The organism is Mycobacterium sp. JS623 (assembly GCF_000328565.1).
GTDB lineage: Bacteria > Actinomycetota > Actinomycetes > Mycobacteriales > Mycobacteriaceae > Mycobacterium.
This window is the reverse complement of the sequence record NC_019958.1, coordinates 133,981-157,448: the sequence shown is the minus strand read 5'-3', so window position 1 is coordinate 157,448 and position 23,468 is coordinate 133,981. Positions and strand designations below refer to the sequence as shown.

Here is a 23,468-nt window from a genome sequence, read left to right as displayed (position 1 = left end):
GAAGCAACAGCTTCTCCCCTCCCCCACCACTCGGCGCCGGCGCCGCCCGTTCCAGCTTGTCAATAGCGCGTATAGCGCTGCAAGCGGCGCTTTCAGGGGGCCTCCCGCGTTACATGCAACGATGTATAGCACCGCTATGACGTAAAGCGATGTCCTCTTTCTGTGTGCTGACCTGCGACAAACTGCGCAATGCGCAGCAAGTAACCGCATCGCAAACGTGTGTCTTGCCCTGTATGGGGTGCCTTGCGGAGCGATGCTGTGCGGATACCTCCCCCGCGTGGAAAGGATCGCCCCGCGATGTTCCGCAGTGCAGCGCTGTCGAGTGCGCCCCTGGGTACTGCGGCGCTATATTCAGCGACCCACTGCAGAGCTGGTCTGTGCGGTGCATCGCTCAGCGATGTGCAGGACAGCTGTGCAACCCAGTGCTGCACGTTACGGTGCAGTACTACGAAAGCATCGCTGCACAGAGCGCCACACCGCAGTACTTCATATCGCATAATGATGCAGTACTGCCGAGTGCAGCGGCCCGCATCAAACTGCATGCGAATGCATCCGACAGTGGCGCACCACGGTGCACCATATCGCATAGCGCCACGATGCGTCGAAATACAGTGCGACACGCCGCGTCGTACTGCGGATGGGTGCACCACGATGCGACACTAACAATCGCGATGCACCGCTAGGGGTGCTATACAGCGCATGTATAGCACCCCTAGGAACGCAATCACATAAATCAGTGGAAGACCTGATAGCGGCGAAAGCGCCGCGACCACTGCTAGGCGCTCGACACGGAGGAGCAACCAATGAAGAAAACAGCCATCGCCAACCAGAAGGGCGGCGTCGGCAAAACCGCCACCGTCCTGGGTCTATGCAGCGCAGCGACCGCCCTCGGCCACAGGATCCTCGCCGTCGACCTCGACCCGCAGGGAAACCTGACTCGCGGGCTCGGCGTGGACGTCAGCCAGCTCGGCGACGACACCGCCACAGCCAACGAACTGCTCCTCGAACTCCAAGAGGGGACCGCCCTGGATGCCGCCGTGGCCACGCCCTGGCCCGGGATCGACGTCATCCCCGCCACGCTGGACCTCGCCAACCGAGACCTCGACGGCGCCAACGACGTCATCTTCCGCCTCCGGGCAGCTTTCGAAGGGTGCGACCTGAGCGCTTACGACGCGGTCCTCTTCGACTGCCCACCCAGCGTGGGCCGTCTCCTCGTCGGAGCGCTGGTCGCCGCCGACCAGGTCATCTACGTCACCGAAGCCAGCATTGACAGCCTCGGTGGCATCAAGAACGTGCAGGACACCACCTCTTTCGTCAAGAAACGCGTGAACCCCGCCATCGAGATTGCCGGCATCGTCATCACCAAGCGCGAGAACAACGGCGAGGAGGAATTCCGAGAGGCGGAGATCCGCGACGCCTACGGCGAGTTGGTGGCCAAGACCGTCATTCCGAAACGGGCGGCGTGGAAGGACGCCAACGGCCTCGCCACGCCGATCCATTCGATGAGGGGGAGCGCCGGCGCCCGCGCGCTGAGCACGGCCTTCACCGATCTGTTCCTCGAACTTCCCATCACCGAGCCCGTCACCGCAGGAAGGTAGACCCCGCCATGAGCACGACAAAGATCACACGCCAACGCGTTCTGCGAGCCGCCGGCGAACAGCACCCCGTAATCGGGCTGATCGATCAGGCCGACGGCACCGCCCCGCCGCCCACCGACACCGGCGCCTCACCCGATCCGGCCCCGGCCGCACCGGCCCCGGCGCCGGCCGCGCCGGCCCCCACGGCGCCACCGACACCACGGGCGCCCCTCGCCGCCGAGACGGCGGAAGAGCACGCCTCCAAAAAGCAGGTCAACTACCGCCTCGACCCCGCCCTGATCGGTGAACTGAAAAAGGCGAGCCTGGTGCACAGCTACCGCCAGGGCCGACAGATCAGTCAGAACCAGATCGTCGAGACAGCACTGCGCGAGTGGCTGGATGCCAACGGACCGTTCGACCTCTGAACCATCCGCAGCTCGAAGAGCCTCACCGGCGCCCGACCAGGCCCAACGACGACCGCCCGACAAGGCCTCGTGCGCCACAACGCCACGCCGCCCAACCCTCTCCATCTCCGCGAAATGGACAACCCGTGATCACGATCGACGATCGACGATCGGGTGTAGGCACCCCCGTGCCCCACTCGACCATGCCCTACCACGACACCCGCAAGGCCAAGCGGTTCTTCTGGACCGTGCTGTCCATGGCGACTCTCGCCTCGGTCAGCGGCAACGTCGCCCACGCCCTCCTGAACGCCGCGACCGGCACCGCGGTGGTCTCCGCGGCCGTCGCAGCCGTCCCTCCGATCATCCTGTTGGCCGGCATCCACGGCCTGGGCACTCTCGCTCGCGCCAGCAGGGGCTCCGGTTTCGCCTACTGGGCGGCGATGGTCATGACCGTCTTGCTCGCCTGCGGCGCGTTCGCGTTGTCGTTTGATGCGCTGCGCGCTCTGGCCGAGACTGCGGGTATCCGCAGCACTCTCGCTTGGATCTGGCCGCTCATCATCGATCTGTCCATCGCTCAATCCACGTGGGCGCTCCTGGCGTTGCCCCGCCGCGACCCTGCCGCCCCGGGCACTGCCCGAGACGACGGCCAACCGCACCCATCCGCCGTTCTGCCGGTGCCCATCGAATCCGGGGACGGCGACGGCAATTCGCTCATTGAGGACGAACTTCAGGGTGGTGACCGCAGCGCCGGGGTAGCGGGGGACAGGAACCCTGTGGTGGAGGCGGCAGACGACGATGCCGTGACAATTATCGAATGCGATGGATGCGCCACCGCCGAGGTCGCCGACGAGGCCGACCCTCGCCGTGACGCCGAAGCGAGGCGGCGACGAGGCTGGCGCTCGGATGGCCGCGGCGCGCAGCGGCGGGACTTCTGCCCGTCATGCCCGCAGTCGCAGCCGCACGTTGCCGGAACATCACGTGACGAAACAAGGCTGGACTCGATGGAGCTCGTTGCCAGCCCCGCATAGCGGTAGTGGCAAGCGACGCCGATTAATGCCTACACCTGCCAGCGCATCGGGGCGCACAACAGAGCGCTGAACCCCTGACGAAAACCGATGAGGCCGGAGAACCCGCGGGTGGGTTCTCCGGCCTCATTGATCGCGTCATATCTGTCGAGCGCGGGGGAGAGTCAGGTGTTAGGTCTGGGCGTCAGCGGTGGGAAGGTTGCCGGGATCGAGCACCTCGGCCGAGACGTGGTTGAACTTCTTCGTGGTGAACTGGCCGGCCAACTCCTTGGCCTGCTCGACTTCGACGCCTTTGAAACCCACCACGATGGTCGCTGCGACGAAGGGAACGTTCTCGGTCCCGGTCCCGTACACAGTGTCGGTTCCCGTCAGGTTGGACATGTCGTGCGGAACGTCAAGCAATTCCACCTTGTCGGCGAAGTACTCACGTACCTCGTCGTTGAAGTCGCGCACGGACTCCTCGAACGCGTTCCCCTTCAGGTCGTCCCAGGGGAACAATTCGACGGTGAGCAGTACCGGGATCGCCATGACCGTTTCCTCCAGCAAATTCGTATTCTTAAAGTCAAGTTGCAACGTTATCAGCGGGCCCCCGGTGCGCCGTGCGTGACACTTTTCGGGGTGGGGAAAGTTCTGCCGCAGTCGAACGAACGTCAGTCGTGAGCCATGACCCGCCCCAGACACGAATCAGCCCCCGGCTGTTGGGCCGGGGGCTGATTACCAAATCCCGAAGGGGGTCAACGTCGACCGTGGGTTAGGTGCCCATCATCCCCATGAAGGTGCTGTCGACGTGCTGCAGGTCGTCGGAGGCCTGCGAGGCGCCCTGGTGCAGCGCCTGGATGACCTCGGCCTCCTGGGTGCGGGCGTGGCTCGCCATGTTGGAGAACTCCATGCCGGCGTCGGTGGCCCGGCCCGATGCGATCGAATCGAGATGGGTGTACTGCTGGACCATCTGATTGCCGATGTCCTGCTTCTGTGAGTGGATGCCCATGACGGCCGCCAGGCCACCCTGGATGCCGACCAGGTCGTAATTGATTTCGCCGCTCATCGTGTGTGCTCCCTTGAATTCGTAGAAGTGAGGTCGTGTGCTGGTGGTCAGGCCGAGGCGATCGCCATGATGCGCGACTGAGCTTCCTGAGTGGAGTTCAGCCCGGCCTGCGCGAACTGTCCGACGCCCTGGTACTTCTCGCTGGACGTCTGCGTCATGCGGTCCACGGTCTGCTGCAGCTCCGTGGTCTTGTTCAGCACGGCCACGCCGGCGGCGCCGCGCATGTGCATGGTGGCGAACTCGTTGGCCACGTTCACCAGCGCCCGGGTCTGGGCGGAGTAGCTGTCGCAGTGCGACTGCCCCTGCTGGGCGATGTTCAGCATTTCCTCGTTCGTGAGCTTGATGACACCTGCAGGCATGAGTGTGAACCCCTTTTCCTCGTTATGTGGTGGGAGGGGTTCGAGTACCCGGACACCCCCTTGTGCCCGCAAGTTTAAACGTGGATTGGCGGACCCGCAAAGGCTATCTGCGCGTCGTTTCCCACCAATTCGAGACTGAAACATACCGCTGGCAAACGAGACGCCCACACGCGGCGCGGTACGTCGGCACCGGCACTACCTCCGGCCTACCCTGGGAACGACTATCCGAGCAAGCGCAGACCACAGGCGGGGGCCCGACATATGTACCCGGAACTCGAAGACATCCGAGCAAGTATCGCCGCTCTCGAGGCCGTCGACGCCCAACAGGACTCAGCATTCTCCGAAGCCGTCGGCATCTACTCCGACGACCCCGTATCGCCGTCGGTCATGGCCCTGGTCTGGCGCGGCCGCCTCGCCGATCTCAAGATCGCCGACGAGGTCTGCCAGCTCCCGCCGCCCACCGCCGCCCAACTCATCAACGCCGTACTGATCAACGCCTTCAACGCCTGGCACATGGATTACACCCGTAGGGCACTGCCCCCGACAGTCACCGCAGGACCCGCCTTCTAATGCCCACAGATCCCGACAACGTGGCCGCCGACCTGGCCGCGATCCGCGAGACCCTCGCCGGTATCGGCCTCGACGACACCGCCAGTGGCGATGCCGCAGACGCCGTGCGCCGCGCCCTGGCTCAACACGGACGTCACCTCGACGCCATCGGCGACGCGGCCCGCGCGGTCGCGCAGGCCGCCAATGATCGCGCCAACCTCGTGGCCACCCGCGACGCCGAAACGCCGACCGACAACGAGATCCGCGCTGCGCAGGAAGCGGTCATCCTCGCCGCATCAGCCGCCGCCGACGGCACCGGCAGTCCAGACGACGTTCGGGCCGCCACCGATCGCCTATCTGACCTGTTGGCCCAGAAGAAGGATGCACAGGAGAAGTTCTCCACCGGCGAAGCCGCTTCGGCGCAGAAACTCGACACTGCCACCACCGATTTGCCCACCGACCCTGCGTCATCGCCCCTGGGATCGACGAGTGTGTTGCCGACCCTACTGTCCACCCTGAGCCAGCTGCGACCACCGACGGCTCCGATGACCGGGTCGCTTGCCGCCGGGGACGCCCCGACGGCCCCGGTAGGCGTTCCCGAGGACTCCGTTGACCCCGATGTCGCCTCCCTGCTGGACTCCCTGCAACCAGGCCCGGACGGCAACAGCAGCGCCCCGTCAGCGCTGACGGACCCGAACTTCGCACCCGGCGCCGGCCAGACACACACCTCGGCTGACGAGCTGCCCCCGCAGATGCCGACGTTGTCCGGTGCTCAGACGGCCGCCGACGTCTCAGGTCGGCCCGCCAACCCCTTCACCGTCGCCCCCGCCTCGGGATCCCCCTCGCTGGGGGCGGGCGCTCCCGGCGCCGGCGGCGGGATGCCGATGGCGCCGATGGCACCCATGGCACCAATGGGCGGATCTGGCGTTTCCTCCGGGAAGGGAAAGGGCGAAAAAACTATCATCAGACGAGATCCCGATCTCACCGGAGCCGACATCGACGCCGATATTGCCACCAGCGGAATCGTGGGTCGCGGTGAGCGACACCGCTAGCGAGGGGGAAATGAGCCAACCGTGACGACACCGACACCGACACCCGGCAATGGGTCAGGCGCATCGCCGATGCTCGCCCCCGACCTCATCTCGTTGCCACCCGTTTCCGGTGGCCAGTCCGACGTACTCAGTGACGTTCTTCGTGCCGGCCTCGATCCCGCGGGCGCGTTCGGCGCGGCCTTCGCCTTGAACCGAGTCGTGGGAAACGACCGCGTCAACGACACGCTGAACCGGTTCGCCGGGCGCACCCCGGAAGCCGCACCTGACGTAGCTGTACCGCCGGCGCAGGACGCTCCGCAGACCTCACTGAATGACTCGGCCCCCAGTCCGATGGACGGCAAGACCGCAGAGGTCAAGACCCCGGCAAGCGCGCCGAAGCCCACCGTCGACCCCGCCGCGGTACCCAAGCCAGCAGGTTCGGTGGCCACCGCGGCATCGGACGCCACCGCCACCGCGGGCCGGCAGGCAGCCAAGGACGCCGGGGCCGATGCGGCCAAGGCCGCACAACGGTCGATGGCTCGGGCCTTCGCTGAGCGCGGCGCCGGCGCCGCGGCGCGAGAAGGTGCCGTGCTCGCGGCGCAGCGCGGAGCTGCTCTGGGCGGCAGACTGGCCGCGATGTCGCTTCTACGGCTGGGCGCACTATCGGTGCCCGGTCTCGGCACGGCGCTCACCGTCGTGCTGTGGATGGTCGACACCGACGGGCGCAAGGCGTTCAACAACCTCATCGCGTCGGTCTTCGGTGGGGGCAGCGAGGCGCCGGCGATCGACGCGCCGCCGTCCCCGCCGCGCACCCACTTCCTACCCTTGACCAACGACGGCAACCGCGACGGCATCATCGAGGGCAAAGACCAGGGGATGAGCCGCACCAACGACGCGGCTTTCCGCTACCACCCTGACGACGTCTGGCCCACCAGCGCACCCAACATCGAGACGACGAGCAACTTCGCCGACGTCGCGAACAAGGTCAACGCGCTCAACGCGAAACTGACCCACCTCGTCGACTCGGTGACCTCGATCTACCAGTCTCAGACTAACGAGCCTTACGTCGTGCAGAGCTGGGCGAACACCAAGCCCGGCGTCGAGGCGCTCGGGGACTTCCAGTCGACGATGCTGCCGACCATCGCCTCGCAACTGATGGCTGGCGCCAACAGCGCCAACAACGCCTACCAGGCGTTCCGCGGGGTCAACCTCAAGAACCGTCAGGAGATCAACAACTCGACGTCGGGGTTGATCCCGTTTAGGGCCAACCACGTCAACGAAGCCCACATGTCGGATTCGACGGGTGAACTCAAGACCGCCGTCGACGACATGCAGCGCATCGCGCAGTCGCTCACCGCGGCCGCGGACAACTTCGCGGTAAAGCCCAATCGGTCGACCGCCGACCCGTCAGGCGGCACCGGTGGCACACCGCAGTCCGAGGCCCCGGCCGAGCCTGCGCCGGTGACGCCGCTGCCGGCGACTCCTCCGGCCGCTTTCGGTGGACCCGCGGCCTCTGAGCCCAAGGCGGCCGACAACCCGGCTAAAGACTTGGCATCGCTGCTGCGCAACAACATGCCTGCCGGTGGTATGCCCATGCCCGGCATGGGTGGGATGCCACAGGTGCCGGGTATGGGCGGCATGCCGCAGATCCCCGGCCTCGGTGCCGGCGGACCGAAACCGATGGACTTGGCCGACAAGCCCATCGACAAGGCGTCGCTGCAGAAAGCTCTCGACGACCGCCTCAAGAACAAGGACGGCGACGACGCCAAGAAGGCCCCCGGAGACAACGGTCCCGGCGATCACACGCCTCCGGTCGCCCCCGCGGTGACCGGGCCCGCCGCGGTCAAGGCGACGCCCGCCGGGCACGGCGACAACGGGCCGCAGGGCGCACCGCCGGTGAACCCTGCGTCGAATACCACCGAGATCGGCGGCCGTAAGTGGACGTTCGATAATCCCAAGCTCGCAAACCTCGCTCACGGGCTCACGGGCACCGACGGGCCAGGGCACAAGAGCATCTACCAGGCCGCCGAAGAGGCTGGGTTCAAGATGCCGCCCCCCGGACAGGACATCGGCCAGAACGTGCCGGTCAACCAGCTCAAGCCAGGTGACGTCGTCATGGGAACCAACAACCACAACGGGGTTTTTCTCGGGGTCGTCGACAACCAGGCGATGGCGATCAACGAGGCCGGCAAGGTGGTTCCTCTGTCGGACATCGCGCAGTTCGACGGACCCCACCAGGGTTTCTTCCGCCTCGCCGACGACGGCGCCCCGGCGACGCCAGTGGCGCAACCCGTGGCCGACACCGGCGCAGCACCCCCACCGGCACCGCCCGTCGCGCCGCCCGCGGCGCCGCCCACGCAATTGCCGCCGACCACAGGGGCCACCGATCCTGGTGTAATCCCAGGGCAGAGCACGGGCGTGCAAGGGCTCAACCCGCGCACCGTCCCGCCGAATAACTAACCAGCGCAGCAATATTGGACCTGGCAGGCATCCTCAACCATGGCACCGGAACCCAATCAGATCGCCGTCGATCAACCCACGGCCGAGCAGACCTACAGTCAGTCGCAGGCGGCGCTACGGGACCACCGCGGCGGTGTGCCCGACCCTAGCGGGCACGGCTTGGAGGATCCGGCGATCTCCCAAGCACTGAAAGATCACAACGATAAGACGAAGGGCAACATCGACGATGCCGACACGTCACTGAGCAAGGGTAAGGGCGCGGCGAACTCTCTCGATGACACTGATAAGGGAAGCGCCGAACGCACCAGCCGCGCAACGGAACCCGGGGGACTGGCCGCCCTGCGGGATGCCCTGTCCCGCCCCGCTGGTTCCTCCAATCCGTTCGCCAACTCAACACCGATGATGCCCGCACCCGCGCCGATGCCTGCACCACCACCTCCGATGCCCGCCATGGCTCCCCAAATGCCCATGGCCGCACCGGGAATGTTCAACGTTGCCCCCGCTGCCCTCGCCAAGCTCCTCGCCGGCGCCGAGGGATCGGAATCGCTTTCTGGTAGCACCTCGGCTGCCCGCGCGCCAGGTGGCCGGGAACCGCTGCGCAACAACGAAATCATCACCGACCCAACCGGGCTGACGCTGACCCGACCGCAGGTCATGGAGGTCATCGAGCGGTCGCTGGACAACAACGGCGTGAGCACCAACCCCGAGGTGAGAGCGCGCTGGCGTGAAATCCTGCTCAACCAGTGGTGGAAGGAAAGCAGCTACGTCCCCGACGCGGTCAACCGGACCGACAGCAACGCCCAGATTCCCGGTCCGGCCCGCAGCGACGGCGCCCCCGCAGAGGCGACCCGCGGAATTGCGCAGATGAAACCGTCCACCTTCGCCGCCTACCACGTCGCTGGCACGTCGAGGAACATGTTCGACCCCGTAGCCAGCGGGTCAGCAGGCGTTGCCTACATGATGGGCCACTACAAGGTCGGCGCCGACGGAGCCGGCCTCCAGCAGTTCCATGCCCGCCGGGTCGCCGCCGGGTATAGCGGCTACTGACCGCTCACGCTCGAGCCCCTGATTCCGGCCTCTCAGCCGGTGTCGCCGCGCTTCACCCCCTACCTGAACCGTAAACTCCGGTTTATGTACCCGACGACGGTGAAGGCCCCGTGATGACCACCGCAGGCAACGCCAACTGGCGTGCCCCGAAGGCGTTCCAGTGGCGCAAGGTCATCATTCCCATTTTGCTCGTCGCCCTCGTCGCCGCCACGGCGGGCGTGACCTGGGTCCTGACCCGCACTGACCCACCGCCTCCGCCTCCGCCGCCAACCCTGCCCACCGAGCACCCTCTCAGCCAGCTGGAGATCGCCGGCATCACCACGCTGCTGGCTCGACAGCGCTCCGGTGCGCACAAGGCGTCCGGGACGATCGTCGTCAACGGGCACACCTTCGGCGTACAGCTGACCTACCTTGACGACAACACCGCCGGATCCGGTGTGGTGACCGCCGGGGGCACCCGCGGCGACGCCCTGCTCGACCAGGGCACGGTCTACCTCCGCGGAGACACCGACTTCTGGTCGGCCCTCGGTGTCGCCGGTACGCCACCGCCCCCACCGGGATGGGTCAACATCGGTGATCTGCTGCAAGGCAAGCTGTTCTACCCGCCGGCGAAGTGGACGGCTGCGCTCGCGCCGACGCCAGCCGCGCGCCTGGACGGCAGCCGCTACACCGCCGGAGCCAATTCGGCGACCATCACCAACGCCTCCGACATCAGCCACTACTCGGTCAACGACGTCGACGTCGACGTGACCGCAGCACAACCGCCTGACGTCCTGGCGGCCGCGACCCAACTCGGCGCCGACCACGGGCCCGGCGCGCTGCTCTCACGCACCGCGGCCGGAGGCTGGACCCTGACCGCCCCGGCACCACCAGCGCCGCCGGCGGGCACGCCCACCACCACTGGATCGTCGCCGGCGACACCCACCCCGTAAGGGGTCGGACACAAGCCAACTGGGGGAGTGCCCTCCGGCTCCTTAGCCGGCGCCCGCCCACTCGAAGTGGCTCGGTGCCCAGCCCCAGGCGCCGCCGACCTACCCGCGGCCCTTTCGGCGCCTGGCAGACGACGGTGCGCTACTTGTAGTTGACGTCCCCGAAATGAACCGGCTCATCGAACCCGTCGACCAGCCACTGCTTGTTGTTGCTCAGCGTCAGCCGCAGCGGGGCGTCGATGGTGTTGAACGTCGTCGTGCTCACTGCCGCCTTGGCCGTCGCCAACACGTGCACCGTGGTGCCCGGCTGCGCCGTAGCGGTGTCAGGGGAGTCCTTGGCCGCCATGATCGACGTGATCTGCACCGACGTGTACGGCGAGGCCTTGATGGCGCTGTCGGTGAATTCCGAGGACACGTAGCTGCCCAGCGAACCGGCGTTGTTACCGGTGTAGAACGCGGTCAAGAATGCGCCAACCTGTGTGCCCAACGGAGTGTTGGCGGCGATGCCGTTGGTGTAATACGAACTGATCTGCACCGCCCGGGCAGTGTTGTTGACCGGCCGCGGCCACATCAACGCCTTGTACGTTCCACCGGCCTCCACGAAGGTGACACGAAAGTAATTGCGCGCGTTGGTGCCTGATCCGGGTGAGATCAGGGTCGCGGCGAGAGTCAAACCCCATTCGGTCTCCTTGCCGGCAGCCGTGCGCGTCACCGGTGGCACCGCGTTGATGTCGAGCACGGTGAACGGGTCGGCATTGAGCTGAGGTTGGCCGGGCATTGCCGTCATCGTCGCCAATTTTTCCGCCTCGTGGGGGCTGCCCCCCAGCCAGACCAGCAGGAAGTTTCGGGCGAAGAACTCCGCGCCGACGTAGGCGTTGATCTCACCCATGACGTCCACTGGCTTCTGTGCGGACTCGATGCGAATGAGCCAGACGATCAGGGCGATCACGACCAGAAGAGCTGTCCACGCGGCGGCGGCGGTTGCGAAAAAAAGGCGCCGTGTCGCGCTCGGGGTGAACTGGATTTCGGACAGTGACGGCATGATGAAGGTGTCTTTCCAGGCGGTTGGCAACTCGCCGCTATCATAAAGTCAAGTTGAAACATCGGACCGGAGGCGCGAGCGGACGTGGCACAAAAGGGGGACCTACCGCTTGACCCGGCAGACATCACAACCGCGCACGCCAAGCGCATCCATTCGCAGGTCGATCAGTTCCTCACCGACCGAACCCTGTCACCTGAGGACGAGTACGCAGCCATGAACTCGCTGCTCAACGAGGTTCTGCCCGCCCCGGCGCCCCCACCGCCGCCACCGATCGAACGACCTGCACCCGAGCTGGAGGACTGGGCACGCGACGATCCGCGCCCAGCCCAGACCGAGCCGAGCCCGCAGGCCAGTGTCGCGGCGCCGTGGACACCCGTGGGCGGCGCCGAGGGAGGCGGCGGCAAAGTCACTCCAGCCTTCCCCGACCCGCCGGTATGGCTGCCCGACGACGATGGCGCCGGCGTACCCGCAACAGTCGACGAGGACCGGTACGCGTTGTGGCACCCACCGCAGCCCGACGAACTCACCGTGCCCGACGATGTCGCCGATATCGCCCCCGTCAACGACCCACTGCCAACCCCGCCGACGCCCACCGCCCCGTTGGGGGAACCCATCCCCGCGACCGCTCCGTGGGACGTCCAACCCGCCCGCCAGCGCGGCCGCTCACTGGCAACAATGTGGGGTTCGTTGCCGGGGTGGGCCCGCATCGCCGCACCGGTCGCCGCGGTCCTGGTGACAGCGCTGGCCGGCGCGCTCGTCATCGGCGGCGGCCACGACTCCGCCCCGCTCGACGCACCACCGCTGACGGCCGAAGCGCCGCCCCCGCCGACCACAGCCCCCGCCGACACCCCACTGTTGCCGCAGAACGTGACCGCCGATTGCCCCGCCGGCAGTTCCGACAACCCGGGACTGATCTTCGGATCAGACAAGTCGCAGGCCTGGATCTGCACCCGCATATACGGCGTCGACAACGGCGTATTGACGATCGAATTCAAAGAACCCGTGGTCGTCTCGGCGATCACCATCGTGCCCGGTTTCGACTACGTCGAACCCAACGGCGAAGACCACTGGAACGAACACCGCTTGGTCACCCAGATCCTGTGGCGCATCGGAGGGACGCAGATAGTGCAGAAGATCAACCCGACCCGCGGCGGCGCCACCCTCACCATTCCCAACATCGCCACCCAGATCATCACCGCGACAATCCAGAAGACAGAGCGCCCACCAGCGGTCCCCAACCAGGGCGGCTCGCTGCCCGGCATCCTGGGCGGCCCCGACGCGGGGCAAGTCGACGGATCGTTCGCCGTCGGCCACCTCAGCATCATCGGCCGCCCCGCTGGCGGCACAGCCTGAACGCCGCAACCATGATCATCACACCGCGGCCTTCCTCGACCGCCTCACCCCTGGGGACCACACCATGACCCAAAGCACCAACGACCTCGTCACCTACTTCAGCACCGGTCTGACCGCCGGGATCGTCCACAAGAACGCCGCCTCAGCGCGCGAACACTTCCAGTGGTGCATCCAGCAGCTCGACCCCGATCAGTGCGACCTCTACCGCGCCCTGGCCATCCTCGACGGGGATCGCTCCGCGGCACCCACGGTCGTGGAGAACATCTATCGAACGCTGCCCACCTGGGGAAAGCTGCTCGGCCAGGTGATCGAGAACGGCCAGCGGCTTCGTGAGGACGTCCTCTATACCAAGGTCAGCCTCATCCCAGAACTCGAGCTGACCTACACCCTGCGCACCCGCACCATCGCCCACCTCGGCTACGCAGCTATCCTGGCCGGGCAGTCCCGCTTCGCCGACGCCTACGACGTCCTCGACGCCGCCCCGTCACCGCTGCCCCCCGTGACCCTGATGAAGGCCTACATCCATTTCCGCGCCGAACGCTGGCAAGACGTCATCGACCTCACCCAAGACGTCCTCTCGCCCCACAAGTTCGATGCCTATGAGCGCGACGCCGGCGAGACCGACACCCTCCTGCAGTCCGCGGCCTACCTGTACAGCGGCATCGCCTACGCCCACCTGGGTAACTTCATCGTCGCCGAGGAACGCCTCAAGAAGGCCGAGCTCGCGCACTACATCAACGTCGGCGCCGAATCGTGCTACTACCTCGGCCTGATCGCCCGCGCCAAAGGCGACGAGGACGCCGCGGCGATCCTCTGGAACAGCGGAATGGCCTATGCGCGCACCGACAAACTGGACGCCGCGCTGGCAAATCCGACGATCACCCTGAAACAGACCACCGCAGAACTCATTCGGCAACGCGGATCGTACTGGGATCCCAGCACGGAAACCGACCTCAGCGAGGTCCGTGAGGCCCAACGGGCAGAAACCCAAAACACCCTGCTCGCCGAAGCCGACGCAGAACTCAGCCGCCAGATAGGCATGACCGACGTCAAGGAGCAGGTCCGCCGGTTCAAGAGCGACGTCGCCTACGCTGTCGAAGCCCAACGCCGCGGCCGCGGAACCCAAGCGAAGTCACTGCACATGGCGTTCACCGGGCCGCCAGGAACCGGCAAGACGACCGTCGCCCGCGTCGTGGCCAAGATGTTGTGCGGGCTGGGGATGATCAAGACCAACAACCTCAAAGAGGTGCGCCGCGCCGAGCTGGTCGGGCAGCACATCGGTGAGACGGAAGCAAAGACCAACGCCGTCATCGACAGCGCCCTCGACGGCGTGCTGTTCATCGACGAGGCCTACACGCTGGTCGTGGCCGAGACCAAGAACGACTTCGGCAAGATCGCCATCGACACCATCCTCGCGCGGATGGAAAACGAACGAGACCGGCTCGTCGTCATCGTCGCCGGCTACCCCGAGGACATCCAACGCCTCCTCGACGCCAACGACGGCCTCAGCGGACGTATCGCCCGCCGGATCAACTTCTCCTCCTACAGCCCCGACGAGATCGGTGCGATCGCCGATGTGCTGGCCCAACAACGCAATTCGATACTGCCCCCGGCATCGCGGGACCTCATCGTCGAAGAGACACGCTCGCTACTGCTCGTGCAGGACCACGCCGGCCGGCGTCTGATCGACGTCGCCGGCAATGGCCGCTTCGTGCGCAACGTCCTCGAAGCCGCCGAGGAGTACCGCAGCACCCGAGTCGGCGCGAGCAACATGCAAGCACTATCCGACGAGGAATTCTTCTCCCTCATGCCCGAAGACGTCGCCCTGGCGCTGCGCGACAAGATCGATCCGCTCCTGGGCCGGCACAGCCCGACACCACCGACCACACCGCACACCGGCGCCGACAACCCAGGGGGAGAACACACGTGGCACGGCAACTGACAACCAAGGTCCAACTGTCCGGCTACCGCCTCGGCGTCCGCCGCATCGAACAGGGCATCACCCGCCGCGACACCAGCCTCAACACCAGCCCCTTCTCGCCACAAACTGTCGCCTTCGCCGTGGGAATCTTCCTCGCCGCCATGATCCCCGCCATCGGGCTACTGATGTCGGTCTTCGCCTCGCGCGCCGACCAGAACGGCGCCAGCATGGTCATCACCAAGTCCGGCGGCTACTACGTCATGTTCGACGGGGCTCTGCACCCCGTCACCAACCTGGCCTCCGCGCGACTGATCGTCGGCAAGGCCGACACCCCCAAGGTCGTCAAGGACGACACCCTGACCGGCCAACCGCGCGGCCAGCTGATGGGCATTCCCTCCGCCCCCAACAACCTTTCCCAGCGCACCGACGACACCGCTGACTGGACCGTCTGCGACAAACACACCGACACCACCGATCTGTCGCTCACCAAGACCGACGCACTGTCGACCACCTTGCTCGCCGGCACCGACGCCGTCAGCCCCGCCGTCAGCCCGCTGCGCAACACCGACGCCATCCTCGTCAAACTCGAATCCGCGCCCGATCAACTTTGGATGGTCTACAAGGGGGAGCGCACGCTGATCGCCCCCCAGGACATGGCCACCCGCGCCGCACTCGCGCTCAACCCGAAGGTGATCGCCGACGCCATCCCCATCTCGCTGGGTCTGTTCAACGCCATCCCGGCCGCGCCGACACTCACCACGCCCTACATCGCTGACCGAGGCCAAGTGAACCCCGGTCTGGCCGCGGTCCGAAACGGCGACGTCATCACCACCAGCGACGCCGACGGGCAGCGCCAATACCGCGTCGCCCTCTCCGATGGCTTGCAGCTGGTACCCGAATTCGTCGCCCAACTGCTGATCAACACCGGAAGTAGCCAGGTCACCACCATCGATCCGTCCGACCTGGCCAAACAGCCCCAGGCCAACGACATCGACGTCAATCACTACCCCGACCGCGTTCCGACCTTCCGCACACCGCACGTTCTGTGCTGGTCATGGGAGAAAGGCGCGCGAGATCAGCGCGCCACCACGACCATCTCGACTGGCGAGTCCCTTCCCATCGGCCCGGAGGACCTCAGCAAGGTCGTTCCGCTGCTCAAGTCCACCGATCCGAACGCCACAGCCAACGCCAGCTTCACCGACCCCGGCCATGGGTGGTTCGTTCGAATCACCGGCGCCGCACCAGATTCCCACGCCGCCGAACAACTCATGTACATCGACGACACCGGGATCCGCTACATGATCGGGCCCGATTCCTCCGGCCAGTACGACGAGGTCGTAAAGGCGCTCGGGTTGGGAACCCGCGACCCGCTGCCCATCCCGTGGTCGATCGCCAAGCTGTACGCACCGGGCTCCACCCTGTCGCGCGCCAACGCGCTCACCGTTCACGGCCTGCTGCCAGATGACCTCAACCAGAAGGCCATTCCCCCCAATCCGCAACAGGCCGACCAGGCCGCCGCACCGCCGGGCTGACCAAGTGTCGACACAGCGCCACTCATTTCTGACCCGACTAATCGCCAACTGTCACAGGGGGATACGTTCACATGGCCACTGAAGCCTTCGTCTCACCGCCGCGGGTGTCACCGCCGATCGACAACCAGCCCGTCGTGGTCCCCGACCCCGAGATCCTCGAGGAACAGGCCCCCGGCCCCTGGTACATGCGGCTGATCCCCGTCTTCATCGGTGTCATCATGATCAGCTTCTTCGGCATGATGATCTTCACCGGAACCCGCGTGATCTCCCCCATGATGATGATGGCCCCAATGGGTATGGCCGTCGGCGCGCTGGCCTACCTCGGCGTCGGCGGCGCCGGCGGCGGCTCGATGGGCGAACTGAACATCAAGCGCAAGAACTACCTGCTTGCGCTGAGGGAGAAGCGCAAACTCGCCCACCAACACGGCCGCCAAATCCACGCCCTGCAATCGCTGGTATACCCACACCCAGACCTCCTCTTCACCCGCGTAGGCCGCCCCACCATGTGGACCGTACGCCCGGAGACCCCCGCCCTCGACGACGCCGACGACGAGCCCGAAGCAACGCACCCATGGCTGACCGCACGCATCGGCGTCGGCATAACCCGAGTCTTCCCACGCATCAAGGCCCGCGATCAAGAGCCCGTCGACGAACAGCAGGAGCCGTTCACCTACGCCGCCTACCGACGGTTCCTGCGAACCCAGCAATTCGTCACCAACTGCCCTCTGGGTGTGAGCCTGCGCGAACTGCCCGCCTACGCGTTCCGCGGTGACCCAGAGGCCGTCATGGCACTGGCCCGCGCCGTAATCGTCTCCCTCGCCTACAACTCCTCGCCGCGCGATCTGACCATCGGACTGATCTGCGACAACCCCAGCCGCGACGACTGGGACTGGCTTAAATGGTTGCCGCACACCCAAAACCGCTTCAGCACCGACCGATCCGGCACCGCGCGCCTGGCATGGCGATCGGTATCGGAATTCGTCAACGACACCCGCGACCGCCCCGGCGAGGACACCAGCCACACCGTCGTCTTCGTCGACACCCCCGACTCCGACGTCGCTCTACCCCCCGGCGCGTCGACCAACAACACCACATTCGTCATCCTGCGGGCCATCAGCGAATCGCTGACCGAAACCGCCGGACGACTCAGGGTCACCGCAAACCGCGAACTGTCCACCCCGACACAGAAGAACTTCGCGCACGCCGACTCGATCAGCGTCATGCAAGCCCGGCTCATCGCCCAAAAGATGAGCCGGTACCGCCCGCCCAACTGGGACGGCGTCAGCCACACCGAGACGGCCGTCGAGGCCGCAGCTCTGGACTTCCTGACCTCGCTGGGCATCACCAACCTCGAAACCTTCGACCCGCGATCACAGTGGCACCGCAACGCCACCGACTCGCACTTCGAAGTGCCCATTGGCTACCGCTCAACCGAGAAATACGAACGAACCAACGAGCTGGTCACCCTCGACTTCGGCGAAGCGTCCGTCCAGGGCAGCGGCCTGCACGGAGCAATTCAGGGCATCACCGGTTCAGGCAAGAGCTACCTGCTCAACGGCATGGTGCTCGCCCTCTGCGTACTGTTCGGCCCCGACAAGCTCAACCTCATCCTGATGGACTTCAAGGGCGGCTCCACCTTCGCCGGCTTCGAAAAACTGCCCCACACCGTCGCCAACATCACCAACCTCGTCAAAGAGGAAGAACTCGTCGAGCGCGCCTACGAGGTCATCGAAGGCGAGATCTACCGCCGCGAGAATTTTCTGCGCGACTACAAGGCAAAAGACATCGTCGCCTACCGAAAGATGCGCGCCGCCAAGCCAAACGAGTACCCCGCCCTCCCAGAGTTGTTCATCATCGTCGACGAGTTCCGCGAATTCATGGAAACCCACAAGGAAAAGGGCTACCTGAAGCTGCTAACCCGCACCGGCGCAGTCGGCCGCGGCCTCGGCATGCACATCATCCCCTGCTCGCAGTACATCGACCAGTCGTTGCTGCAGGACCTCATGGAGCACTTCACCTTCGGCATCTCGCTGAAGACCCAGACCGGACAACGCTCCCGCGCCGTCCTCAAGGACACCGACGCCGCCAAGGACCTGCCCATGGGCCGCGGCGCCTTCATCCTGCGCCGCGACACCGGTGAACGACTCACCAACGCCATCAGCTTCGACGTCGAAGCCCCCTACATCGCCGCCCGCACCGCCGCGGCCACCGCGAAGACCGCGACGAAGGACAAGCCCGGAGCAGGAGGCCGCCTACACCGCTTCACACTGGCCAACAGCTACGAGCAAGCGGCCCCTGAGGAAACCACGTCGGATGCGCCCGCGCACACCAACATCGAATACCCGACCATGCGGGACGCGCTGATCGATCACCTCTCCCACTTCGACGACGTCAAAGCCCTCGAACTGTGGAAGCCCTCACTGCGCGCCCCAATCAGCTACGCCGACATCGACGTCGCACCAGCCAGCTCCCAACGGCTGGAAATCCGTATCGGAGACACCGACGCGCCCCGCCTGCACACCCGCCTGCCCTATGTCATCGCCCCCGAGGGCGGCAAGGCCCACATCCGCGTGATCGGCCGCGGCTCCTCAGGCCGCACAACGGCAATCGAAGCGATCATCGCCGGCGCGTGCCGCGCCTACTCCCCAGCGTTCTGCTCGTTCTACCTCGTCGACTACGCCGGCGCCAAGCTCGGCGAGATGGAACAGATGCCCAACGTCGGCGGCTACGCCCGCAAGTCCGACACTGACAAAGTCTCCCGCCTCATCGGTGAGACCTTCCGCCTCATCGACATTCGCGAACGCGAATTCGGTAAGCGGGCCGGCGTGGTCTCACTGGACCAGTACTTCGCCTCCCGTGCCGCCGACCCCGTCGAGGACGATCCCTACGGTCACTACTTCCTCGTCATCGACGGGTTCCCCAGCTACGTCGACGAGAAGCCCGAAGTCAAGGAGACGTTCCTGCGGCTCCTCAACGACGGCGGCCGACTCGGAGTACACCTCGTGGTCTCCGGCGAATCGCAGAACCGCATTCCACTCAAACTCAACGACTTCTTCGGCACGACCGTGCAGCTGGCCGTCGAAGACCCTGCCTCGTCCCTCGGCTACGACCAGCGTCAGAAAGCACTGCTGCGCGCAATTCCCGCGCAGCAACCCGGACGCTGCGTCGACGTCGAGCGCAGCCTGGCGGCCCGTGTGGTCATCCCCATGTTCGACCCGGTGCAGCCAGTGGGGGAGGAGGAAGGCAACCCGGTCTACGACCCGCACGCCGACTACAGCGCAGGCATTCAACGGTTCGTCGCAACCATGCAGCAGCTGCACATCGACGCCCAAGGCGAGGTCATCCGCGCACCGCGCGTCGACCCGGCACCTCCGGTCATCGACTACAGCGTGGTGTGGGACGTCTACGACCGCCATCGTGTGCAGACGTGCCAGCGCAAGCTCGGGCACGCCCCGGCGCCGACGGAGTTCGCCGAGTGGTGGAGCGGACAACGCCCCATCGACAAGCACTTGCCCATCGGTGTCAGCACAGAGGATCTGCGCATCGTCACCATTCCCGACGTGACTTCTCCGCACCTCGTAGCGGTGGGCGAGCCGAAGTCAGGGCGGACATCGCTGCTGCGCAGCATCATCAATTCGATCGTCCAGCAGTTCACGCCCGAGCAGGCTCAGATCGTCATCTTGGAGACCAAGTACGAGTTCCTCACCGAACAAGAGGAACTGGCCAAACGCGGTTACCTCATGGGCTATTCCAGCGACAAGACGACCAGCAGTGAGATCGTCGCGAAAGTCAAGACCGAAATCGAGCGCCGCAACCCGAGCATGGACCAACAGCTCACCGCGGCCATGATCCGAGACCGCTCCTGGTACAGCGGCCCCGAGATCTTCGTCTTGGTCGACGGCGTCCAAGCCTTCGGCGGATCGACAGCCATGTTCGGGCAGGAGAACCCGATCGACCCGATCGCCGGCCTCGTCGAGGGCCGCAACGACCTGGGCTTGCACGTTTACATCACCGGCCCGGCGCAGGGCTTCGCCACCACCCGGATGAGTTCACGCATCTACAAGGCCCTCGCGGGCGCGCAGTCAGCAACGCTTCTGCTCAGCGGGCCGGTCGCCGAGGGAACGTTGTGGCCCGGAACAGGCATCAAATTCGCGCCCCGTCGAGCTGGTCAGGCGATGCTCGTCGACGCCGAGACCATGGTGCCCGAAGTCATCCAAACCGCGCACGCTCGCCCCTGGGAGCAGTAGGGCAGCGCCCGGCGGTCAGTGCCGGGAGAGCAACGCGCGACACTCAAGTCCGGCGCTGTACTTCGGAACTTCGTTCCCGGAGTGCAGCGCCGGATGCGTCTCTGCGCACCCTCAAACGGCGGCGTCCCGCAGGCGCGGCCTACCTACCCTGTGCGACCGTTGGCGCCAGTCCTGCCAAGCGCGGTGCGCAGCTCCACCTCGCGCACGCCCGTGTCCCAGGAAACTCTCCGTGATCACTGCTGGCCACCCAGCCCAATATGCGATCGAGATAGACGCGGCCGATGGGTGCCGCCGACTCACGATCGACCAGCGTGCCGTCACGGCGGATGATGAAGGGCGTCGGCTCCGGCCGACCGATCCGCTTCATCCCGACCGCCGCGAACATGCCGGTACGGGGACACGGTGCGCTCCTCCAAGTGCGAGGGTTGGGCGGGTAAGCGACGAGCAAGTGGACGTGGTCGGTCTCGCCGTTGAACTCGACGAGTTCGGCATCGAGGGTGGCGCAGACCTACGCATTGTGCTCTGGCAGTAGGTGAGCATGGCGTCGGTGAACACCTGCCGGCGGTACTTCGTCACGAACACCGGGTGGGCGTGCAGCAGCGACACGCTGTGCCAGGCGCGGCGGTAGGTCAGGGTTGTCGTAGGCGGCCTTTAGGGTCGGGACAAGGATCACCGGCAGTCGTTCCGGCTCACCCGCAACGGTTTCAGCGTGAAGCCCAACGGCCGGTTGTTCGTGGCCAAGGTCGGCGAAGTGCGGGTGCGTTGGTCTCGCGATCTGCCGTCGGTGCCGTCGAGTGTCACGATCATCCGCGAACCTGACGGCCGGTTCTACGCCAGTTTCGTCGTCGACGTGCCGGCCTCACCGTTGCCGGCGGTGGAACGAGAGGTCGGGGTTGATCTGGGCATCGCCCGGCTGGCTTCGACCGCCGCCACCGATGGCGGGCGGTCCGATATCGCCAATCCGAAGCACTTGGGGCGCAAGATGCGCAAACTGGCACGCCTGGAGCGGGAGAAGTCTCGCCGGCAGAAAGGATCAACCAACAGAGACAAATCGCGGCGCAAAGTGACCGTCGCGCACAACGAGGTCACCCGTGCTCGGCGGGACTATCACCACAAGCAGGCTTTGGCGTTGGTTCGCGACAACCAAGTGATCCACGTCGAAGACCTCAACATCGCTGGGATGGTCAAGAACCGCCGCCTGGCCCGCGCGATTTCGGACGCGGGATGGGGCCAGTTCGTGCGGATCATCGGCGAGAAAGCCGAGCGCTACGGGCGCACCGTACACACGGTGTCGCGGTGGCTGGCATCGAGCAAAACGTGCTCCACACCTGGGTGTGGGCACCGCCTCGACGAACTCCCGCTACAGATCCGGCAGTGGATGTGCCCCTTGTGCGAGGTGGTTCACGATCGAGACCACAACGCCGCCAGAATCATCCTCGCCGCCGGTCGGGCGGAGAGACTAAACGCCTGTGGAGCCCCGGTAAGTCCTCCCGCTCATCGGGAGGCGAGAGGCGATGAAGCAGGAAGCACCCCAACCGCGGCGTAGCCGCGCGGGAATCCCCGTCCTTCATGGTGGGGGAGCACGTCAAGTGTCCCGCATCCCACTCGGGGCACGTCGGGTATGCGCACAGTCCGGCGCGGAATACCCACCTCAGATCACTTCCACAAAGGCCCGGTCATAGCGCTGGAGTAGTTTGCAGACCTGCTCGTCTTTGTAGCGCCCGGTGGAGCGCACCAGGCGTCGACCCGGTGCCCAACCATGGCCGCCGGTCACCGCACCCCTGCCAAACACGGCGGCGTCAGGCTCGGGTAAGACCACATCGAACCTAACTTCCTCGGCGCGGGCGACCATCCCGGTACATGCCCTTCATGGGTGCACCAAGCACCAAGCCATGCTCGGTCATGGCGGCCAGGTGGTCGTTGAGAGCCTCGAGTGCGGCGCGTTTGGCGTTCCCTCGGGTCAATCCGAGCACACCCGCAACGCGGATCTGGCGACGATGAATCAGATGCCGCGTTGGAACGTCGAACTCGACGCTCGGGGCTGGCTCCCGGTGAACGAATCACCCTCAGTCGTTCGCCTCGCGCGTGACCGAAACTGCGCGGCAGTCATGAGATCAGTCAGGCGCAGCAGGGCCTGAGTGCGCCCGCGCGAGGCGGTCGTACAACGCCTCGGCGAACCCGTCTGCGAACGTCTCCACCACGTGCAGATGCTCGTTGATCGCGGCGATCTGTTCGGCGGATATGTCGAACGCGAAGAGGCCGAGATGGCTGCGAATCAGCTCGGCGTTGTCGGCGTTCAGGCTCGACATCATGTGATTTACGCCGTGATAACGGGCGTGGTTGACCTCGAATTCACCGGTGCCGGTCAGCTCTGCCGGCGGCCTGTAGGCGGCCAAATCGATGACGGTGGCCTCGGGTCGGGTGTAGGAACCGTCGACGAGATTGACCAAACGTGAACCGTCGATGACCTTCACCAGCCGCCCCGGCGCGCGGTGTTTGACGATCAACGTCAGGTGCTTGTCGGGCTCGCCTGCGATGTTGCGAGTGTCGATATCCACCTCGAATTTCTCGAGCGTGCCATCGAAACTGCGCCCCCAGCGCAGCCGCCCCGAAGTTAGCCGAACATAGCCGGGCTCAGTGGCGCGATGGACGTAGACGTACTGGCTCCGATCCGTGAGCGCCCAGAAACTTGCGTCCGGCGCTTCGGCATTGGCCCACACGATCGAGTCGTCCCGCAGGAAGCCGTGCCGGTACAGCTCGGCGAAGTCGCTGAAGCATTGAGACAGCACATGCGCCGCCGCTCCGGCAGGACTGGCGTAGATGTAGGCCTTCATGACGCGCACGGTAATGGCCTCACCAGCGGCAGGGTGGAGGCAGGGGCGTGTCGGGGCATGTTTAGGGAGCATTTGGGGAAAGGCTCGGGGAACAGCCGAGGCGAAGTAGAAGG

General features: G+C 65.8%; 18 protein-coding genes and 1 pseudogene. 13 read left to right on the top strand and 6 right to left on the bottom strand.

Translation table 11 applies throughout. The annotated features are described in order from the left end of the window. Positions 1 to 803 precede the first annotated feature (803 nt). The 3 genes from MYCSM_RS33935 to MYCSM_RS35605 all read left to right on the top strand — a co-directional run bounded on the left by MYCSM_RS33935 (position 804) and on the right by MYCSM_RS35605 (position 3,009). Complete coding sequence (locus tag MYCSM_RS33935; RefSeq protein WP_015298065.1) at positions 804 to 1,598, top strand: ParA family protein; 795 nt, start codon at positions 804 to 806, stop codon at positions 1,596 to 1,598. Between the two features lie 8 nt (positions 1,599 to 1,606). Further along, positions 1,607 to 2,002, top strand: a complete 396-nt coding sequence (locus MYCSM_RS33930; protein WP_015298064.1) for a hypothetical protein — start codon at positions 1,607 to 1,609, stop codon at positions 2,000 to 2,002. A 125-nt stretch (positions 2,003 to 2,127) separates the two neighbouring features. Continuing rightward, positions 2,128 to 3,009: a DUF2637 domain-containing protein gene (locus MYCSM_RS35605; RefSeq protein WP_051074007.1), complete on the top strand. Its 882-nt coding sequence runs from the start codon at positions 2,128 to 2,130 to the stop codon at positions 3,007 to 3,009. A 168-nt stretch (positions 3,010 to 3,177) separates the two neighbouring features. Here the strand turns inward: MYCSM_RS35605 and MYCSM_RS33920 are convergent, their stop codons facing one another. The 3 genes from MYCSM_RS33920 to MYCSM_RS33910 all read right to left on the bottom strand — a co-directional run bounded on the left by MYCSM_RS33920 (position 3,178) and on the right by MYCSM_RS33910 (position 4,410). Next, positions 3,178 to 3,534, bottom strand: a complete 357-nt coding sequence (locus MYCSM_RS33920) for a hypothetical protein (protein WP_015298062.1) — start codon at positions 3,532 to 3,534, stop codon at positions 3,178 to 3,180. Positions 3,535 to 3,757: 223 nt separating this feature from the next. Next, positions 3,758 to 4,051 carry a hypothetical protein gene (locus tag MYCSM_RS33915; protein WP_015298061.1) on the bottom strand — a complete coding sequence of 98 codons (294 nt, stop codon included), beginning with the start codon at positions 4,049 to 4,051 and terminating at the stop codon, positions 3,758 to 3,760. 47 nt (positions 4,052 to 4,098) lie between these two features. Next, positions 4,099 to 4,410 carry a hypothetical protein gene (locus tag MYCSM_RS33910; RefSeq protein ID WP_015298060.1) on the bottom strand — a complete coding sequence of 104 codons (312 nt, stop codon included), beginning with the start codon at positions 4,408 to 4,410 and terminating at the stop codon, positions 4,099 to 4,101. A gap of 261 nt (positions 4,411 to 4,671) precedes the next feature. Between MYCSM_RS33910 and MYCSM_RS33905 the strand changes: the two genes are divergently transcribed. From MYCSM_RS33905 to MYCSM_RS33885, 5 genes are all read left to right on the top strand, one after another. Further along, on the top strand, positions 4,672 to 4,980 hold the full coding sequence (locus MYCSM_RS33905) for a hypothetical protein (protein ID WP_015298059.1): 309 nt from the start codon (positions 4,672 to 4,674) through the stop codon (positions 4,978 to 4,980). Next, positions 4,980 to 6,011 carry a hypothetical protein gene (locus MYCSM_RS33900; RefSeq protein WP_015298058.1) on the top strand — a complete coding sequence of 344 codons (1,032 nt, stop codon included), beginning with the start codon at positions 4,980 to 4,982 and terminating at the stop codon, positions 6,009 to 6,011. The genes MYCSM_RS33905 and MYCSM_RS33900 overlap by 1 nt, the downstream gene beginning before the upstream one ends. A 21-nt stretch (positions 6,012 to 6,032) precedes the next feature. Continuing rightward, positions 6,033 to 8,450: a hypothetical protein gene (locus tag MYCSM_RS33895; protein WP_157681623.1), complete on the top strand. Its 2,418-nt coding sequence runs from the start codon at positions 6,033 to 6,035 to the stop codon at positions 8,448 to 8,450. A 39-nt stretch (positions 8,451 to 8,489) separates the two neighbouring features. After that, positions 8,490 to 9,497 carry a transglycosylase SLT domain-containing protein gene (locus MYCSM_RS35600; protein WP_015298056.1) on the top strand — a complete coding sequence of 336 codons (1,008 nt, stop codon included), beginning with the start codon at positions 8,490 to 8,492 and terminating at the stop codon, positions 9,495 to 9,497. 113 nt (positions 9,498 to 9,610) lie between these two features. Further along, entirely contained in the window at positions 9,611 to 10,429 is an 819-nt protein-coding gene (locus tag MYCSM_RS33885; RefSeq protein ID WP_015298055.1) for a hypothetical protein, read from the top strand. A gap of 139 nt (positions 10,430 to 10,568) precedes the next feature. Here the strand turns inward: MYCSM_RS33885 and MYCSM_RS33880 are convergent, their stop codons facing one another. Further along, positions 10,569 to 11,498, bottom strand: coding sequence for a conjugal transfer protein (locus MYCSM_RS33880; RefSeq protein ID WP_041316023.1), 930 nt, complete (start codon positions 11,496 to 11,498; stop codon positions 10,569 to 10,571). A gap of 54 nt (positions 11,499 to 11,552) precedes the next feature. On the opposite strand from MYCSM_RS33880, the gene MYCSM_RS35595 reads away from it, so the two are divergent. The 4 genes from MYCSM_RS35595 to MYCSM_RS33860 all read left to right on the top strand — a co-directional run bounded on the left by MYCSM_RS35595 (position 11,553) and on the right by MYCSM_RS33860 (position 20,521). Continuing rightward, complete coding sequence (locus tag MYCSM_RS35595) at positions 11,553 to 12,821, top strand: hypothetical protein (RefSeq protein ID WP_015298053.1); 1,269 nt, start codon at positions 11,553 to 11,555, stop codon at positions 12,819 to 12,821. 64 nt (positions 12,822 to 12,885) lie between these two features. Then, on the top strand, positions 12,886 to 14,763 hold the full coding sequence (gene eccA / locus MYCSM_RS33870) for a type VII secretion AAA-ATPase EccA (protein WP_015298052.1): 1,878 nt from the start codon (positions 12,886 to 12,888) through the stop codon (positions 14,761 to 14,763). Further along, complete coding sequence (gene eccB / locus MYCSM_RS33865; protein ID WP_015298051.1) at positions 14,748 to 16,274, top strand: type VII secretion protein EccB; 1,527 nt, start codon at positions 14,748 to 14,750, stop codon at positions 16,272 to 16,274. The genes eccA and eccB overlap by 16 nt, the downstream gene beginning before the upstream one ends. Positions 16,275 to 16,345: 71 nt before the next feature. Continuing rightward, a complete protein-coding gene (locus tag MYCSM_RS33860; protein WP_015298050.1) occupies positions 16,346 to 20,521 on the top strand; it encodes an FtsK/SpoIIIE domain-containing protein in 4,176 nt (1,391 codons plus the stop codon). A 427-nt stretch (positions 20,522 to 20,948) separates the two neighbouring features. Here the strand turns inward: MYCSM_RS33860 and tnpA are convergent. After that, positions 20,949 to 21,154: pseudogene (gene tnpA / locus MYCSM_RS38655) on the bottom strand (IS200/IS605 family transposase); the annotation flags it as partial. A 76-nt stretch (positions 21,155 to 21,230) separates the two neighbouring features. On the opposite strand from tnpA, the gene MYCSM_RS33855 reads away from it, so the two are divergent. After that, positions 21,231 to 22,067: a transposase gene (locus MYCSM_RS33855; protein ID WP_232425890.1), complete on the top strand. Its 837-nt coding sequence runs from the start codon at positions 21,231 to 21,233 to the stop codon at positions 22,065 to 22,067. Positions 22,068 to 22,635: 568 nt separating this feature from the next. Here the strand turns inward: MYCSM_RS33855 and MYCSM_RS33845 are convergent. Continuing rightward, a complete protein-coding gene (locus MYCSM_RS33845) occupies positions 22,636 to 23,355 on the bottom strand; it encodes a hypothetical protein (protein ID WP_041316021.1) in 720 nt (239 codons plus the stop codon). Positions 23,356 to 23,468 lie beyond the last annotated feature (113 nt).